The organism is Jannaschia helgolandensis (assembly GCF_900109285.1).
GTDB lineage: Bacteria > Pseudomonadota > Alphaproteobacteria > Rhodobacterales > Rhodobacteraceae > Jannaschia > Jannaschia helgolandensis.
This window is the reverse complement of sequence record NZ_FNZQ01000001.1, coordinates 672303-688587: the sequence shown is the minus strand read 5'-3', so window position 1 is coordinate 688587 and position 16285 is coordinate 672303. Positions and strand designations below refer to the sequence as shown.

Annotated in this window: 14 protein-coding genes; 8 read left to right on the top strand and 6 right to left on the bottom strand. The window is 64.2% G+C overall.

Annotated features, from left to right (window positions below):
- Positions 1-50: 50 nt before the first annotated feature.
- Together BMY38_RS03300 and BMY38_RS03295 are read left to right on the top strand one after the other, a co-directional pair.
- A complete protein-coding gene (locus BMY38_RS03300; RefSeq protein ID WP_245737483.1) occupies positions 51-695 on the top strand; it encodes a VPLPA-CTERM sorting domain-containing protein in 645 nt (214 codons plus the stop codon).
- 72 nt (positions 696-767) lie between these two features.
- Positions 768-1412: a VPLPA-CTERM sorting domain-containing protein gene (locus BMY38_RS03295; RefSeq protein ID WP_092759719.1), complete on the top strand. Its 645-nt coding sequence runs from the start codon at positions 768-770 to the stop codon at positions 1410-1412.
- 12 nt (positions 1413-1424) lie between these two features.
- Here BMY38_RS03295 and xylB read toward each other — a convergent pair whose 3' ends face one another.
- The 4 genes from xylB to xylF all read right to left on the bottom strand — a co-directional run bounded on the left by xylB (position 1425) and on the right by xylF (position 6073).
- On the bottom strand, positions 1425-2858 hold the full coding sequence (gene xylB, locus BMY38_RS03290; protein WP_175495753.1) for a xylulokinase: 1434 nt from the start codon (positions 2856-2858) through the stop codon (positions 1425-1427).
- Complete coding sequence (locus tag BMY38_RS03285) at positions 2858-3616, bottom strand: ATP-binding cassette domain-containing protein (RefSeq protein ID WP_092759717.1); 759 nt, start codon at positions 3614-3616, stop codon at positions 2858-2860. Before BMY38_RS03285 ends, xylB begins: the two co-directional genes overlap by 1 nt.
- Complete coding sequence (locus tag BMY38_RS03280; RefSeq protein ID WP_092759715.1) at positions 3616-4908, bottom strand: sugar ABC transporter permease; 1293 nt, start codon at positions 4906-4908, stop codon at positions 3616-3618. The genes BMY38_RS03285 and BMY38_RS03280 overlap by 1 nt, the downstream gene beginning before the upstream one ends.
- A 130-nt stretch (positions 4909-5038) precedes the next feature.
- Positions 5039-6073, bottom strand: coding sequence for a D-xylose ABC transporter substrate-binding protein (xylF, locus tag BMY38_RS03275; protein ID WP_175495752.1), 1035 nt, complete (start codon positions 6071-6073; stop codon positions 5039-5041).
- A gap of 203 nt (positions 6074-6276) precedes the next feature.
- On the opposite strand from xylF, the gene BMY38_RS03270 reads away from it, so the two are divergent.
- Both BMY38_RS03270 and BMY38_RS03265 read left to right on the top strand, forming a co-directional pair.
- Positions 6277-7545, top strand: coding sequence for an ROK family transcriptional regulator (locus tag BMY38_RS03270; RefSeq protein WP_092759713.1), 1269 nt, complete (start codon positions 6277-6279; stop codon positions 7543-7545).
- On the top strand, positions 7542-8996 hold the full coding sequence (locus BMY38_RS03265; RefSeq protein ID WP_092759711.1) for a CRTAC1 family protein: 1455 nt from the start codon (positions 7542-7544) through the stop codon (positions 8994-8996). Before BMY38_RS03270 ends, BMY38_RS03265 begins: the two co-directional genes overlap by 4 nt.
- On the opposite strand, the gene BMY38_RS03260 is transcribed toward BMY38_RS03265, so the two are convergent.
- On the bottom strand, positions 8993-10231 hold the full coding sequence (locus BMY38_RS03260; protein WP_245737482.1) for a cytochrome-c peroxidase: 1239 nt from the start codon (positions 10229-10231) through the stop codon (positions 8993-8995). The two genes, BMY38_RS03265 and BMY38_RS03260, sit on opposite strands and share 4 nt — an antisense overlap.
- A gap of 199 nt (positions 10232-10430) precedes the next feature.
- Here BMY38_RS03260 and typA point away from each other — a divergent pair, with 199 nt between their 5' ends.
- Both typA and BMY38_RS03250 read left to right on the top strand, forming a co-directional pair.
- On the top strand, positions 10431-12251 hold the full coding sequence (gene typA, locus BMY38_RS03255; RefSeq protein WP_092759709.1) for a translational GTPase TypA: 1821 nt from the start codon (positions 10431-10433) through the stop codon (positions 12249-12251).
- 359 nt (positions 12252-12610) lie between these two features.
- Positions 12611-13096 (top strand): c-type cytochrome, encoded by a 486-nt coding sequence (locus BMY38_RS03250; RefSeq protein ID WP_092759708.1) that lies wholly within the window; start codon positions 12611-12613, stop codon positions 13094-13096.
- Here the strand turns inward: BMY38_RS03250 and BMY38_RS03245 are convergent.
- The gene (locus BMY38_RS03245) at positions 13093-13287 is read right to left on the bottom strand and encodes a heavy-metal-associated domain-containing protein (protein WP_092761143.1); all 195 of its coding nucleotides are present in this window, start codon (positions 13285-13287) and stop codon (positions 13093-13095) included. The two genes, BMY38_RS03250 and BMY38_RS03245, sit on opposite strands and share 4 nt — an antisense overlap.
- A 145-nt stretch (positions 13288-13432) precedes the next feature.
- Here BMY38_RS03245 and BMY38_RS03240 point away from each other — a divergent pair, with 145 nt between their 5' ends.
- Together BMY38_RS03240 and cueR are read left to right on the top strand one after the other, a co-directional pair.
- On the top strand, positions 13433-15892 hold the full coding sequence (locus tag BMY38_RS03240; RefSeq protein ID WP_092759706.1) for a heavy metal translocating P-type ATPase: 2460 nt from the start codon (positions 13433-13435) through the stop codon (positions 15890-15892).
- On the top strand, positions 15889-16272 hold the full coding sequence (gene cueR / locus BMY38_RS03235) for a Cu(I)-responsive transcriptional regulator (RefSeq protein ID WP_092759704.1): 384 nt from the start codon (positions 15889-15891) through the stop codon (positions 16270-16272). Before BMY38_RS03240 ends, cueR begins: the two co-directional genes overlap by 4 nt.
- Positions 16273-16285: the final 13 nt, after the last annotated feature.

The following is a 16285-nucleotide window of genomic DNA, read 5'->3' as shown; positions in this document are numbered from 1 at the left end:
TAATCCTGTATCGCCCTATTCTGGTCCAGATCGCCCGGCAGACCGGGCATATGAAACACATGCCCCCCATTCTGGCCGCGCTCTCGGCTGTTTTTCTCTCTGGCCCCGCAATTGCGGCCGTCATCGGGTCGTACACTTACGATTATACCTCGACAGGCAACCGGGACGGTCAGGGCTTCGCGCAAAGTGCGGCGGGCGTCCAGATCGTCGACAACGGTACGATCTTCACCGACAGCTTCGAGTTCGGCGGGCTTTCAGGCGCGACAATCGATTCCTTCGAGTTGACCTTCGCATTCAGTGGAGCAGGGCCGACGAGCTTTTTCGGATTGTTCCCGATCGAGCAATGGAACGCCTCGGTCGGCACGACAAATCCTCTGGATACGAGTTCTTTCCTTCTGGGCACTCTGGTTGACGACAATTCGCCTGCAACCGGGTTCGTCGTCAGTGGATCGACCGGCGACGAGGCCGATGTTTTCAACGCCGCGCTGGCCAACCTGGGGCTGAGCTTTTCGTTTGCAGAGAACGGCATCTTCAACGGCGTAGCAGCCTTCGACCTTGCCAGCGTCTCGCTGACGGTAAACGGGACGGCGGCCAGTGCCGTCGTGCCGCTGCCTGCGCCTGGCTTTCTGTTGCTGGCTGCCCTGGGCGGCCTGGGTCTGATGCGCCGCAAATCGCGAACCCCCGCCTCGGTGTGATCCGGGCGAAAATACCCGGAGCCGGTGTGCGCCCGCCTTTCTTTGGTCCAGATTGTCAACGATAGCAGGACAATGAAACAGCTTTTCCGCATCGTCCTGACGCTGCTCGCTTTGATGATGAGCGCCCCTGTTTCCGCGGCGGTCATCGGAACGTATCTGCAGGATTACGGTCGCAGCCAGGGCCGGATCAATCCGCAGGGGGCCGACCGGCTGGGCGGGCAATTCGTGCGCGTGCAGGAAAATCGCCCGGTCGCGGACCTGTTCTACGCTTCGTTCAACTTTTCGAATCTGGTCGGTGCCGTGATCGACAGCATCGCCCTGACCCTGACCTATGACAGCGCCGGTCCGGCCAGAAACTCGGCCGAGATCTGGCAGGTGAACATCCTCGGGTCGCAACCGGGCAACATCAACAGCGACTATAACGGAATCCTTTTCGACAGCGCCTCACCCCAGACATGGACGCTAAGCGTGGCAACCGACAGCCTGACCAACGACGCGTTCTCTGCCGCATTGTCGAACCTGTCGCTGGGCTTCACTTTCGACGAGATCGGTACACAGGGCACTGACAATTTCCGGCTTTATTCGGCGCAGCTGGTGGTCAATGGCACCGCCGCCGTCGCCGTCGTCCCTCTACCGGCTCCGGGCTTCCTGTTGCTGGGGGCGTTGGGCGGTCTTGGGCTGATGCGCCGCTTCAAAAGCGGTCGTGCCACGGCCTGAACCCTCGCGGCATCAGAGATCCTTTAGGACACCATAAGCTCTGACGTATTGGCGGTGCTTTACCGCATAGGCCTCGGTCAACGCCGGGTCCGGATCGACGCTGCGTGCGATTGCAGGCGGGATTGCGATTTCAGCACCCGCACCCGTGGCCGCCATCCGGCCCAGACGTGCGGCGCCCAGGGCGGCACCGAACTCTCCGGCAAGGGGGACGTCCAGTGGAAACCCCAGCGTCGTGGCCAGCACCTTCAGCCAGTACTCCGACCGCGACCCGCCGCCCATCGCCAGCGCGCGCTCGATGGTCGTGCCGGTCGCGGCCAGCGCATCGCGGCTGTCGGCAAAGGCATAGGCCACGCCTTCCATTACGGCACGGACAGCGGCGCGCGCATCGGTCGCGTGGTCCAGATGCAGGAACTGCCCCCGGATCGCGGCGTCGTTATGCGGCGTCCGTTCGCCCCCCAGATACGGCAGAAACAGCGGTTTGCCGGGCGCGCGCAATGGCTCCAGATCGGTTGTCAGATGGGCGGCGGACTGCCCGGTCAGGCGCGCCAGCCATTCCAGCGCATCCGTCGCGGCCAGGATGACACCCATCTGATGCCAGGTGCCGGGAACGGCGTGGCAGAAACTGTGGACGGCCGTGGCCGGATCGGGGCGATAGCCATCGGTCGCGGCGAACAGCACGCCCGATGTGCCCAGCGACAGGAAGGCACTGCCGTCCTGCACGACGCCCGCGCCGATGGCGGCGGCGGCATTGTCGCCCGCGCCGCCCGCGACCGGCACAGCGGGCAGGCCAATGTCGGCGGCAAGGTCGCGGCGCAGATACCCGCTGACGTCAGAGCCTTCGACGAGAGACGGCATGTGATCGCGGGTCAGGTGACAGGCGGACAGCAGGTCATCCGACCAGTCGCGCGCGCCGGTATCGAGCCATGCGGTCCCGGCTGCGTCCGACATTTCGGACACATATTCGCCGGTCAGGTAAAGACGCAGAAAATCCTTGGGCAGCAGGATTTTGGCGGTCTTGGCGAAGATCTGCGGCTCGTTCCTGCGAACCCATTCGACCTTGGGCGCGGTGAAGCCGGGAAAGACGATATTGCCGGTAATGGCGCGGAATTGCGGGTCCGCGTCCATCGTGGCGGCCTGAGTATGCGCGCGCGTGTCGTTCCACAGCATGCAGGGCCGCAAGGCATGTCCCTTGGCATCCACAAAGGTCGCGCCGTGCATGTGCCCGGCCAGGCCGATGCCCTGCAGACCACTGCAATCATGGGCCGCCGCCAGTCCCCTCAGGGCATCGCGCGCGGCGTCGCACCAGCTATCGGGATGTTGTTCGGACCAACCGTCGTGGGGTCTCTGTACCGACAGGCGAACGGAGTGTTCGGCCAGAACCCGGTCGTTTTCGTCGATCAGGATGGCCTTGAGCGACGATGTGCCAAGGTCCAATCCGATGAACATCAGGCCGCTGCTTTGGGGTTCTTGCCCATGATGATCATCGACAGGATGTCGTCTTCGGTCACGTCTTCGACCCGTTCTGTCCCGATCAGCTGACCGTTCTTCATGACCGACACCCGGTCGCACAGATCCATCATTTCTCGGGTGTCGTGGCTGATCAGGAAGATGCCGAGGCCCTGGGCCTTCAGCTCCTGGATCAGGTCGGCGACCATCTTGGTCTCGTGCACGCCCAGCGCCGCAGTCGGTTCGTCCATGATCAGGATCTTGGCGTTGAAATACACCGCGCGCGCGATGGCGACGGATTGGCGTTGACCGCCTGACAGGGCCGACACCGGGTCGTTAATCTTGCGAAAGTTGGGGTTGAGGCGCGCCATGATCTTGCGCGTCTCGGCCTCCATCCTTGCATCGTCCACCAGACCGAACGGCGTCGTCAACTCACGCCCCAGAAACAGGTTCGCGGGCGCGTCGAGGTTATCGGCAAGGGCAAGCGTCTGGTAAATCGTCTCGATATTATAGCGCCGCGCATCGGCCGGGCTGCGAATATCGGCGTCCTTCCCGTCGATGCGGATCGTGCCGGAGTCGCGCTGATAGGCACCGGACAGGATCTTGATCAGCGTCGACTTGCCCGCGCCGTTGTGGCCCAGAAGGCCGACGACTTCGCCCGGATAAAGGTCCAGCGACACATCGTCGACGGCACGCACGCCGCCGAAGGAGATCGAGATATTCTTGAGTTCGACAAGCGGGGTTCCGGTGCGGTCCATCAGTCTTTTGCCCCCGTACGCTTGCGGTAAACGATGTCGATCCAGACGGCGAGGACAAGAACGCCACCCACCACGATGTTCTGCAGCGGCGCATCGACGCCGACCATCGCCATGCCCGATTGCAGCGACTGCATGATCAGCGCGCCGATGATGGCCCCATGGATCGTGCCGATGCCGCCCTTGAGCGCGGTGCCCCCGATGACGGCGGCGGCGATGACGCGAAGTTCGTCAAGGATACCGATGTCGTTCGAATGGTTGGCCAGACGGGCCGACGCCACGACCGCCGAAATGGCACACAGCACACCCATCAGGGCGAAGATCTTGACCGTCAGCATCCGCGTGTTGATGCCCGACAGCTCCGCCGCATCGGGGTTGCCCCCGGTGGCGAAGATATATCGCCCGAACCGCGTTCGCTTGGCGATCACCGTCATCACGATGGCCACGACGATCAGCAGGACGATGGAGATCGGCACACCGTAACCCTGGGTGAACCCCTCGGGCATCACCTCGCCGCGCGCCGCGAAGTTACGCTGCAACACTCGGGACGGGACGGAATAGGCATTCAGCAGGGCGACGAAACCCAGGATCGCGCCGATGGCGATGGCCGCGACGGTGACTTCGGCCCACATCGGTTTGACCGGGAATTCGTGACTAATCTTATTGCGTCTGGCGGCGAACAGCGCCCAGAGCGTGATCACAGATGCCGCCAGTCCCAAAATCCAGCTGCCCGTGACGCCCAGCGTGCCGTTGATGCCGCCAAACAACTGGAATGTCTCGTCCAGCGGGCCGATGGTTTGACCGCTGGTCAGGTACCAGGCCACGTTGCGCCAGACCAGAAGGCCCCCCAGCGTCACGATGAATGCCGGGATGGCCAGATAGCCGACCAGATAGCCATGGAACGCGCCGATCGCCGCGCCGGTCACGATGCCGAACAGGATCGCGACCCAGGCCGTCAGCGGATGGCCGAGGCCGAGGCCGAGCACGTCTGGCATCAGCGACGTCTGCGTCATCGCCATCACGGCGGAGGTCGTGGCGAGGACCGACCCGACCGACAGGTCGATGTGGCGGGTGACGATGATGAACACCATGCCGGTGGCCATGATGGCGACACTGGCGGTCTGGATCGTCAGGTTGAACAGGTTGCGCGGAGTGATGAACCGACCACCCGACGCGATGTCGAAGGCGATGGCGATCACGATGAAGGCCCCGATCATGCCCAGCAGGCGGGTATCGAGGTCCAGCGCCTTCCAGCCCCTACGGGGTCTTGCGGCTGGGGTGGTTACATCAGTCATGGGGCCTCCGGTCGCGGCGTGGGTCCGATCCGCGTCCGCGCGGGAATGGCGCGGGGGTCTCGGGAAACGCTTCTGTCTGGTGGGCCCGCCCCCGGAGGGACGAGCCGTCTGTCGGATCAGTCGACCCGGATCAGTTGCAGGGGGCCGAACCACCTGTGACGCCCTGGCACAGCGCATCGACCTCGATCCAGCCGGCGTCCGTCACCACGGACAGATTGTCCTTGGTCACCGGCACGGGGGCCAGGAAGATGGCGGTCAGTTCGGTGCCGGCGGGCGACGTCCAGGACTCGGCACCCTCAACATCGGCAGGCGCTGCGCCACCGGCCAGAGCCACGGCGATTTCAGCGGCGGTTTTGCCCAGCTCGCGCGCGTCCTTCCAGACGGACACGGTCTGCGTGCCGTTGGCGACGCGGTTCAGCGCGGCGTGATCGCCATCCTGACCGGACACCGGAATGCCCTCCATGCCCTGCGCGGTCAGCGCCGCGACAACGCCACCGGCGGTGCCATCATTGGATGCCACGACGGCATCGACCTTGTTGTCGTTGGCGGTCAGGATCTGCTCCATGTTGCGCTGGGCATTCGCAGGCAGCCAGCCATCGGTATAGGCCTCGCCCACGATGGTGATCTTGCCGGAATCGATGGCCTCCTGCAGGATTTCCTGCTGACCGCCGCGCAGGAAATCCGCGTTGGGATCGGTGCCGGAGCCCTTGATCATGACGTAGTTGCCCTCGGGTGCGGCCTCCAGAACGGCGCGGGCCTGCATGCGGCCGACTTCGACGTTGTCGAACGTCAGATAGAACGCATAGGGATCTTCGATCAGGCGGTCATACCCGACGACCGGGATGCCTTCGTTCGACGCGGCGGTAATTGCCGGACCGATAGCCTGGCTGTCCTGCGCCAGGATAATAAGCGCGTCGGCGCCCTGAGAGATCAGTGATTCGACGTCCGACAACTGCTTGGACGAGGACGATTGCGCGTCAGCCGAAATATAGGTCGCGCCAGCAGCGTCCAGCGCGGCCTTGATGGCTGCTTCGTCGGTTTTCCAGCGTTCTTCCTGAAAATTGGACCAGCTTACGCCGACGACGGGCGCATGGGCGTCCGCAAAGGCAGCGGTGCCAGCAAATGTCATCGAGGCGACCGCAGCCGCCGTCAGTAGAGTCTTCATGGTATCCTCCCAATGGATCACCGGCCCCGTACATTGGCGGAGCCTGATTGGACCAAGGAACCAAGTTTATATTCGATTGTCAAAATTAATTTGACGTCGCGGTGGAACAATCGTTCACTAAACCCCTGCGCAACGCGCCTTGACGCCGATCCACTGCCTGCAGTCCGGGCATGTGTAGGATTTTATATTGTGGGGTCGAACTAATGGGACTTGACGCCCCACAGCGCACGAAGCGGCTGACGCAGGGGGCCGCTGCAACTCAGCTTGCCGGGGCCGACGCGCCCGGATGCGGCCCCCTTCGCGGCGCGCGCCAGCAAGGCACGCTGTCCCTGCGGCAGCAGATTTACGAGCAGGTCCGTTCGGCTGGGCGAATCAGCCGGGCGGTTCTGGCCAAGGAACTCGAAGTCTCGCCCGGATCGGTCACGCCGCTGGTATCGGACCTGTTGGCCGCCGATCTTCTGCGTGAACTGGAGGACGAGACACAGCATGTCGGGCGCGGACGACCCCCTGTCACTTTGGGTGTGAACCCGGAGCGGGGCCTGGTCGCGGGCCTGAAGATCAGCGACCATGAATATTCCGCGATTCTGGTCGATCTGGCAGGGCAGCCCGTTGCCCAGGCGACGCTTCCCCGCGCCGCCGATGTCCGCTCGATCAAAAGCCTTCTGGACGAGCTATCCGTCCTTTATGCCCGGTTGCTGGACAGCGCAGGTCCCGATGCGCCACCCGTTCTGGGTGTAGGCCTGGGCTTGCCGGGCATGGTCGAACACGCCTCCGGCCTGTTGCGCTGGTCCCCGATCCTTGATGCGCGCAACGTCGATCTGGCCCGCGCCGTCTCGGATCGTCTGGGCCTGCCGGTGTCGGTCGACAATGACGCCAACCTGCTGACCATGGCCGAGCTGTGGTTCGGCAAAGGCAGGTCGCTGTCGGATTTCGCGGTCGTCACCATCGAATACGGCGTCGGTCTGGGGCTGGTCGTGGACCATGCGCCTTACCGCGGCGCGCACGGGTTCGGGATGGAGTTGGGCCATACCAAGGTGCAGCTGGACGGCGCGTTGTGTCGGTGCGGACAACGGGGCTGCCTGGAAGCCTATGTTGCCGATTTCGCGCTGGTCCGCGAGGCGCCGATCGCGCTGGACGGCGCGCTGCCGCCGCGGGGTGAAGTGCTGGAAGCCCTCTACAATCAGGCCAAGGACGGGAACGAGGCCGCGCGCGCAATTTTTGATCGCGCCGGTCGGTATCTGGCGCTCGGGCTGGCGAATGTCGCCAACCTGTTCGACCCACGCCGCATCATCCTGTCGGGCAGCCGGATGCGCTATGACTATCTTTATGCCGAGGAAATGCTGGCCGAGGTCTCGGGTCTGACGCTGAACACGCCGCCGCCCATCGAAGTGAACGCCTGGGACGATCTGGTCTGGGCGCGCGGAGCCGCCGCCCTCGCCCTGTCGGACCTGACCCCGAGGCTGATGGGATGAAATGGCTGCTGTTGCTTCTGGCCACGCCAGTCGTCGCCGAGCCGCGGTTCGAGCCGGTGACCATACCGTCCCATGTCTATGACGGCGGATGGGAACATTTCGTAGGTGGCGGCATCGCGGCCCTCGATTGCGACGGCGATGCCCTGCCCGAACTGGTCGCGGCGGGTGGCGCCAATCCTGTAATGCTGTTGCACAACCGGGGCGATATGGTGTTCGAGGCCGGGGCGTTTCCGGCGATCACCGGGGCCAGCGGGGTCTATGCACTGGATCTGGACGGCGACGCGGTGGACGATCTCGTCATTCTGCGCGTCGGCGAAAACGTGACCTTGAAAGGCGACGGCGCCTGCGGCTTTGCGGTCCACGATTTCGGCGTGCCAGGGGGCGACAGATGGACGACGGCCTTTTCGGCCACGTGGGAGGCGGGGCGCGACCGCCCGACGCTTGCCTTCGGGAATTACGTCGATCGCGACGACCCCGATGGTCCGTTTCGCGCCTGCGACGACAACCTTCTGCTGCGCCCCCAGAGGCAGGGCTATCTGGCGACAGTGCTGACGCCGGGGTTCTGTGCATTGTCGGTCTTGTTCTCGGACGAAAACCGCGATGGCGCAGCAACCCTGCGGCTGTCGAACGACCGGCACTATTATGTCTCGGGCGGGACGGAGCAGATGTGGTCGCTGACCGACGGGAGGTTCCTGGGACCGGATGACGGTTTCGACGGGCCATCAATCTGGGGCATGGGCATCGCGTCCCGTGATATCACCGGCGACGGGCGGCCCGATCTGATGCTGACCTCGATGGGCGATCAGTTGACGATGCTGTCCACGGCCACCGGTCTGACGATGGCACCCTTCGATATCGGCACCTTCGCGCAGCGGCCGCATGTCGGCGATGACGGGCGACCCTCGACCGGGTGGCACGCGGCCTGGGGCGATGTGGACAATGACGGCGATGCGGACCTTTTCATCGCCAAGGGTAACGTCGATCAGATGCCGGACATGGCGATCGAGGACCCGAATAACCTGCTGCTGAACGAGGACGGACGATTCCGGGAAGTGTCCGAGGCCGCCGGGGTCGCATCGACCTATCGGGGTCGCGGTGCGGTGCTGGCCGATCTGGATGGCGACGGGCGGCTGGATCTGGCGGTGGTCAACCGGCGCGCGCCGTTGGAAGTCTGGAGGAACGTGTCGGATGCGGGGAATGCCCTATCGATCACGCTGGAGCAGCCCGGAGGGAACCGCGCAGGTGTCGGCGCCTGGGTCGAAGTGCGGACGGGCACGACCGTCCAGACGCAGGAACTGACGGTCGGCGGCGGTCACGCAGGGGGATCGGTCCTGCCGCTGCACTTCGGGATCGGGGATGCGGATTCGGCGGAAGCACGGGTGATTTGGCCCGACGGGGACGTGAGCGACTGGGTGACCGTTACACCCGGTCCGGTCCGGTTGATCCGCTAGGGCCGATCCACCGGAAGACCCGATGGCACGGTTTCGGGTATACCGAGCCGGCCGGCCAGGGCGGTCTCGTCCCGCAGCGTTTCCAGGAAGGCCATCAGGGCCGTGACCTCCGTTTCCGTAAGCACCCTGTCAGGGCCGCGAACGGCAGTGGCGAGCGCCGTTACCTCCGCCGCATCGTCCATGAACGTCCAGTCGGTCGCGGCGATCTCCGGCCCGGCGTCGGGCAATGTCACGTCGCGGGCATATTCCGACAATGCGGCGCGGGGTGCGGCATGGGCAGCGATGAAATCGCGCAGATCTGCATAGGCCCCGGCATGACCCCAGGGGCCGGTCTCGGTCACATTGCGCAAGGACGGCGTGCGAAAGGCAAAACGGTCGGCCGCGTCGCCGGTCACGCGGGCACGGCCTTCGTCGCGGGCGTGCCGTTCGAACCGCGCGCGTTTGCCCGGCCCAAGCTGCGGCTGCCCGGTTACATGAAAATCCTGGTCGGTCTGGAACGGGCCGCTGTGACAGGATGCGCAGCCTTGGGTGAAATAGAACAGCTCCGCCCCCTGTAACGCGCGGGCCGACAGATCGTCCTCGCCCCGCAACCACAGGTCGAAAGGGGCCGTGTCGCTGCGCCATTCAAACTCGACGAATTGTCCGATCGCATCCGATATGTCGGTGAAATCCAGTGTATCGTCGCCCGGAAACGCCGTCTCCCACATCGTAAGGTATTCGGGGATTGCACGGACCCGCGCCGAAAGCTTTTCCCACGCCCCGTCAGACCCTGTGATCAGGCCCTGCCGCACCGCCTGCGCGACCTCGTTCTCCGAGTAGTGCCCGGCCATCTCGTCACCCGATAGCACCGGGAACATGGTCTGCGCCGACAGTAACGTGTCGAACCCTTCGACCATTTCCGGCCCCATCGGAGTGCGCAACACACCGTCCCGGTCTTCGATCCGCCCATCGTGAAACAGTGCGGTGAATTCCTTCGCACCAAGGTTCCACAGGCCCGGCGCATTTCGGGGGATACGCTGTTCGGGTGGGTTCGCCGGATCGGGCACACGGGCCGTTCCCAGCCCGATGCCACCTTCTCCCAGACCCAGGCTGAGACCATCGCCGGTGCCGAACTGCGGTTGGTGGCAGGTGCCGCAGCTTATGTTGCGGTTGCCCGACAGGACCGGGTCCCAGAACAGCAACCGCCCCAGCGCAACCTTGGCCGGGTCGGTCGCGCGATAGGCATCGTCTGTCACCGGAGGCGGAAACCCCTCGGCCCGAGCGGACACGGAAAGAGCGGAAAGGATCAAAAGGGCGCGCAACATAGGCGTGACGTAATCACAGCGACGCAGGCGGCGGAAGTGGGGCAGAAGGCTGCACCGCAGCATAAACGCTGGCCTTCCCCTTCGATTGGCGGTAACGCGCCCGCAACCCCCTATTCGAGGCACGAGTTTCATGGACCTTCGCAACATTGCGATTATCGCGCACGTCGACCACGGCAAAACAACGCTGGTTGACGAACTGCTCAAGCAATCCGGCACCTATCGTGAAAACCAGGCCACGACCGAACGGGCCATGGACAGCAACGATCTGGAACGCGAGCGCGGCATTACTATCCTTGCCAAGGCCACGTCGGTCGAATGGAAGGGTATCCGCATCAATATCGTCGACACGCCTGGCCACGCTGATTTCGGCGGCGAAGTCGAACGCATCCTGTCGATGGTCGACGGTGTGGTCCTTCTGGTGGACGCCGCCGAAGGACCGATGCCGCAGACGAAGTTCGTGACCTCCAAGGCACTGGCACTGGGCTTGCGGCCGATTGTCGTGCTGAACAAGGTCGATAAGCCAGATGCGGAGCCGGACCGTGCGCTGGACGAATGTTTCGACCTGTTCGCCAACCTTGGCGCCGACGACGATCAGCTGGACTTCCCTGTCCTCTATGCGTCGGGCCGCAATGGCTGGGCCGATACCGAACTGGATGGCCCGCGCGAAAACCTCGATGCGCTGTTCGATCTGGTGGTCAAGCACGTCCCCGCCCCCAAGCAGATCGCCGACCGTGACAAGCCGTTCCGCATGCTGGCAACGACACTGGGGGCCGATCCCTTCATCGGTCGCATCCTGACGGGCCGGGTCGAATCGGGCACGCTGAAGGCTGGTCAGACGGTTCAGGCCCTGTCGCGCGACGGCGAGAAGATCGAGCAGTTCCGCGCGACCAAGATCCTCGCCTTCCGCGGCCTGTCCCAGCAGCCCATTGATCTGGCCGAGGCCGGTGACATCGTGACCATCGCGGGCATGGCCAAAGCCACCGTGGCCGACACGATCTGCGACACCTCCGTGACCGAAGCGATTCCGGCGCAACCGATCGATCCGCCGACCATCACCGTGACCTTCGGCATCAACGACAGCCCGCTGGCCGGCCGGGATGGCAAGAAGGTGCAGTCCCGCGTCATCCGCGAGCGTCTGATGAAGGAAGCCGAGACCAACGTCGCCATCAAGGTGACCGACACCCCCGGCGGCGAAGCTTTCGAGGTTGCCGGTCGTGGCGAATTGCAGATGGGCGTATTGATCGAGAACATGCGCCGCGAAGGGTTCGAGCTGTCGATCAGTCGCCCGCAGGTCCTGTTTCAGGACATCGATGGCGTCCAGCACGAACCGATCGAGGAGGTCACCATCGACGTCGACGATGATTATTCCGGCGTGGTAATCGAAAAGCTGACCAGCACGCGCAAGGGCGACCTGGCCGAGATGAAGCCTGCGGGCGCGGGCAAGACCCGCATCATCGCCTATGTGCCGTCGCGCGGATTGATCGGTTACCACGGTGAGTTCCTGACGGACACGCGCGGCACCGGCGTGATGAACCGCGTGTTCCACGAATGGGCGCCGTTCAAGGGTCCGATTCCGGGCCGTCGCGCAGGCGTTCTGATCTCGATGGAATCGGGTGTGTCCGTGGCCTATGCGCTTTGGAAACTGGAAGATCGCGGCAAGTTCTTCATCGGCGCGCAGGAGCAGGTCTATCAGGGCATGATCCTGGGCGAACATTCGCGTGAAAACGATCTGGAAATCAACCCGCTCAAGGGCAAGCAGCTGACCAACGTGCGCGCGTCCGGCACCGACGAAGCGGTGCGCCTGACCACGCCGATCACCCTCTCGCTGGAGCAGGCCATCGCCTATATCGACAACGATGAACTTGTCGAAGTGACGCCCAGCGCGATCCGTATGCGCAAGCGTTTTCTCGACCCGCACGAGCGCAAGCGGGCTTCTCGCGCCGCCGGCTAGACCGCGAACCGACACAGTGAAAACAGGCGGCCGGACTGAAATCCGGTCGCTTTTTCGGATATGCCTAATACGGCGCATACCGAAACCTGGTATCGGGTAATCCGTCTGGACTGCACGTGGCTTCAGCAGTTTCGCCCTTGCACCACCATGGGAATATTGGTCACGTCGGTGCGACAACCGGTCGCTTGCCCTCCCGCGCAGGAAGTCCAGCATACGGCCCGTCTCGATACGCCCCCGGAGGAAGTCCACTTGAAATCCACCAGTCCAAGGTCCCTGACCGCGCAGCTTTCTGCGAAATCCGCACCGAAGCAGCCGGAAGGGAAGCGTCCGGAAATCACGGTTTCATCCGGAATTTCCGCATGAAGGTCGCGACCTTGACCGTAATCGGAGTCGTCGTGCTGGCAGGACTGGGCGGCGCAGTGATCGCACTCTGGCCCGGCACGACAAACATAACCGGTTTGCGTGAAAATCTGGCGCCTCTGGACGCTACGGTGGACGTTGCCGCGGGAGAAGCGATTTATACTGCGCAATGTGCCTCTTGCCACGGCGCAAACCTCGAAGGTGCCCCGGATTGGCGGTCGCCCGGACCCAACGGCAAGTATCCGCCCCCGCCGCATGACGAATCCGGACATACCTGGCATCACGACGATGCGACGCTGTTCAACTATACCAAGCTTGGCGGAGATGCGGCGATGGCTGCACTCGGCTTGGAGAATGCGAACAGCGGCATGCCCGCATTTGCGGATATCCTGACGGACGCAGAAATCCGTGACGTGCTGGGCTATATCAAATCCACCTGGCCGGAACGTGTGCGCGCGGCACAGGCCGCGCGCTCAGGCGGTTAGGCGGCGCGCACCTCGTAGCCTTCCGCGCGGATGGCACCCATCAGGGTCTCGGCATCGGCTTCGCTTTCGATATCCACGGTCCGGCCCGGCAGGTCGACAGTGACGCTGGCGGCGGGATCGACGGACGCGATGGCTTTTTCGACAGAGGCGCGGCAGTGACCGCAGGTCATGTTCTCGACATTCAGGCGCATGGAAATCTCCTCGGGCTTGCGTCCGGTGTAAGTGGGATGTTCCCCCGCTGGAAGGTCAAGCCGGGCCAGAATATTTTCGAAGTCCCTTGACCTTCCAGTCTTGGGAACCTTCATTAGGGGGAATGAATCGAATCCGGAGACGACGATGACCCAGACTTTCGAAATCGAGGGGCTGTCCTGTGCGTCCTGCGTCGGACGCGCCGAGAAAGCGCTTGCCAGCGTGCCGGGCGTGACGAGTGCGCAGGTCAACCTTGCGACTGGGCGCGCTACGGTCGACGGGGCACCGGAGATGACCGAACTTGCCGCCGCGCTGGAGCGGGCGGGCTATCCGGCGACGACGGATACCATCACGCTGGATGTTTCCGGCATGTCCTGTGCGTCCTGCGTGGGTCGCGTGGAGAAGGCCCTGAAAGCGGTTCCCGGCGTGACCGGGGCCGAGGCGAATTTCGGGACGGGGCGCGCAATTGTCACAACGCTTGCAGGCACGGCGACACCTGCCGAACTGGCCCGCGCATCGACCGAGGCCGGCTATGACGCCAGTCCGCATGGCGACAGCACACAGAGCGGTCGCAGCCATGACGATATCGCGGGAGAGTTGCTCAAGCGGCTGGTCATCGCCGCAATCCTGACCCTTCCGGTCTTCGTGATCGAAATGGGCGGCCACTTCATTCCCGGTTTCCGCGACGCGTTCGAAGGTGCCGTCGGACGCATGACGTCCTGGTGGTTCCAGTTCGTGGTGACAACAGTGATCCTTGCCTGGCCGGGACGCAGCTTTTTCACCAAGGGCATCCCCGCGCTGTTGCGTGGTGCGCCCGAAATGAACAGCCTCGTGGCGATCGGGACGTTTGCGGCCTGGGCATATTCGACTGTGGCACTTCTCATACCCGGAATTTTCCCCGAAGGCACGCGCGCCATCTATTTCGAAGCGGCTGCGGTCATCACCACGCTGATCCTGCTGGGTCGCTGGCTGGAAGCACGGGCGCGGGGCCGTACCGGCGCCGCCATTGCCCGGCTGGTCGGGCTGCGACCCGCCACCGCGCAAGTAATCCGCGACGGAGCAGTCATTGAGGTTCCCCTCGTTGAGGTGGTGAGCGGTGATCTGGTCGAGGTCCGGCCGGGCGAGCGACTGCCGGTGGATGGCACCGTGACCGATGGCGCGTCATGGGTCGATGAAAGCATGGTGACGGGTGAACCGGACGCCGTGCGCAAGGTCGCGGGCGACACGCTGACCGGCGGCACGGTCAATGGCGCGGGCGCGCTGACGATGCGGGCCGGAGCGGTGGGCGAAGATACAGTCCTGTCGCAGATCATCCGCATGGTCGAGGCGGCGCAGGGCGCGAAACTGCCGATTCAGGCGATGGTCGACCGGGTGACGAGCGTCTTCGTCCCCGTGGTCATGGTATTGGCGGCGCTGACGGTCGCGGTGTGGCTGCTGGTCGATCCGGCGCTGGCACTGGTGGCAGGCGTTTCGGTCCTGATCATCGCCTGCCCCTGTGCGATGGGTCTGGCCACTCCGACTTCGATCATGGTTGGCACGGGACGGGCGGCAGAGTTGGGTGTGCTGTTCCGCAAGGGCGACGCATTGCAGGCGTTGCAGGGTGCGAAGGTGGTGGCACTGGACAAGACCGGAACGCTCACTGCAGGGCGCCCCGCACTGACGGCGCTGTCCGTTGCGACCGGCCATGACCGCGCCACTGCCCTGGCTTTTGCAGCGGCAGTCGAGACGAAGTCGGAACACCCGATCGCCCGTGCCATCCTGCGCGCCGCCGAGGAGGACGGACTGGACGTGCCCGAAGCGCAGGACTTCGAGAGCCACACCGGCCTTGGCGTCACCGCCACGGTCGAAGGCCGCGCCGTGCTGATCGGGGCCGAACGGTTCCTGGTGCAGCGCGGCATCGACCCCGCCCCCCTACGTGCCGAGGCTGATCGTATTGCCAGCGAAGGCCGCACACCGCTGTGGCTCGCCGTCGACGGGGCAGTGGCGGCTGCGATCGGCGTCGATGATCCGGTCAAGGCTTCGACCCCCGCCGCGATCCGTGCGTTTCACGATCTGGGGCTGGAGGTCGCGATGATCACGGGCGACGCGGCGACCACCGCACGTGCCGTTGCCGATCGACTGGGCATTGATCACGTCGTGGCCGAAGTGATGCCCGCAGGCAAAGTCGATGCACTGCATCAGCTGCGCGCCGACCACGGCGCAATCGCCTTCGTCGGGGATGGCATCAACGATGCGCCGGCGCTGGCCGAAGCCGATGTCGGCATCGCCATCGGCACCGGCACCGATGTCGCCATCGAGGCGGCGGACGTGGTATTGATGGCCGGCGAGCTGGATGCCGTCGTCCGTGCGTTGGCCATCAGCAAGGCAACCATCCGGAACATCCGTCAGAACCTGTTCTGGGCCTTTGCCTACAACGTAGCGCTGATCCCCGTAGCGGCAGGCGTGCTCTATCCCTTCACGGGCACCCTGCTGTCGCCAATGCTGGCGGCGGGGGCAATGGCGCTGTCGTCGGTCTTCGTTCTGACCAATGCGCTGCGGTTGCGCCGGGCCGCGACACCCGCCGCAGACCCCACGCCTGCGGCAATGCCCATGGAGGTTCCGGCATGAATATTTCGGCTGCGGCAGAGCGGTCCGGCGTACCGCCAAAGACGATCCGCTATTACGAAGAGATCGGGCTTGTCCGACCCCTGCGCGAAGACAACGGCTACAGGTCGTTCCAAGATAGTGACGTGCACAAGCTGACGTTCCTTGGGAAAGCGCGGGCATTGGGTTTCGGGATCGACGATTGCAGAGCGCTTCTGGCACTGTGGGAAGACGAGGCCCGCACTTCGGCAGAGGTAAAACGCATCGCCAATGGGCATCTGTCCGAAATCGACACCAAGATCGCGGGACTGCTTGCCATGCGTGCAACGCTGGCTGAACTTATCGAGCATTGCCGTGGCGACAGCAGACCGGATTGCCCGATCATAAAATCTTTGGAACCCTGAGGGAACTATCCTG

Bases quoted from the DNA above. Each gene is read 5' to 3' on its own strand.
- BMY38_RS03300 (WP_245737483.1), top strand. From the start codon at position 51: ATGAAACACATGCCCCCCATTCTGGCCGCGCTCTCGGCTGTTTTTCTC.
- BMY38_RS03295 (WP_092759719.1), top strand. From the start codon at position 768: ATGAAACAGCTTTTCCGCATCGTCCTGACGCTGCTCGCTTTGATGATG.
- xylB (WP_175495753.1), bottom strand. From the start codon at position 2,858: ATGTTCATCGGATTGGACCTTGGCACATCGTCGCTCAAGGCCATCCTG.
- BMY38_RS03285 (WP_092759717.1), bottom strand. From the start codon at position 3,616: ATGGACCGCACCGGAACCCCGCTTGTCGAACTCAAGAATATCTCGATC.
- BMY38_RS03280 (WP_092759715.1), bottom strand. From the start codon at position 4,908: ATGACTGATGTAACCACCCCAGCCGCAAGACCCCGTAGGGGCTGGAAG.
- xylF (WP_175495752.1), bottom strand. From the start codon at position 6,073: ATGAAGACTCTACTGACGGCGGCTGCGGTCGCCTCGATGACATTTGCT.
- BMY38_RS03270 (WP_092759713.1), top strand. From the start codon at position 6,277: ATGGGACTTGACGCCCCACAGCGCACGAAGCGGCTGACGCAGGGGGCC.
- BMY38_RS03265 (WP_092759711.1), top strand. From the start codon at position 7,542: ATGAAATGGCTGCTGTTGCTTCTGGCCACGCCAGTCGTCGCCGAGCCG.
- typA (WP_092759709.1), top strand. From the start codon at position 10,431: ATGGACCTTCGCAACATTGCGATTATCGCGCACGTCGACCACGGCAAA.
- BMY38_RS03250 (WP_092759708.1), top strand. From the start codon at position 12,611: ATGAAGGTCGCGACCTTGACCGTAATCGGAGTCGTCGTGCTGGCAGGA.
- BMY38_RS03245 (WP_092761143.1), bottom strand. From the start codon at position 13,287: ATGCGCCTGAATGTCGAGAACATGACCTGCGGTCACTGCCGCGCCTCT.
- BMY38_RS03240 (WP_092759706.1), top strand. From the start codon at position 13,433: ATGACCCAGACTTTCGAAATCGAGGGGCTGTCCTGTGCGTCCTGCGTC.
- cueR (WP_092759704.1), top strand. From the start codon at position 15,889: ATGAATATTTCGGCTGCGGCAGAGCGGTCCGGCGTACCGCCAAAGACG.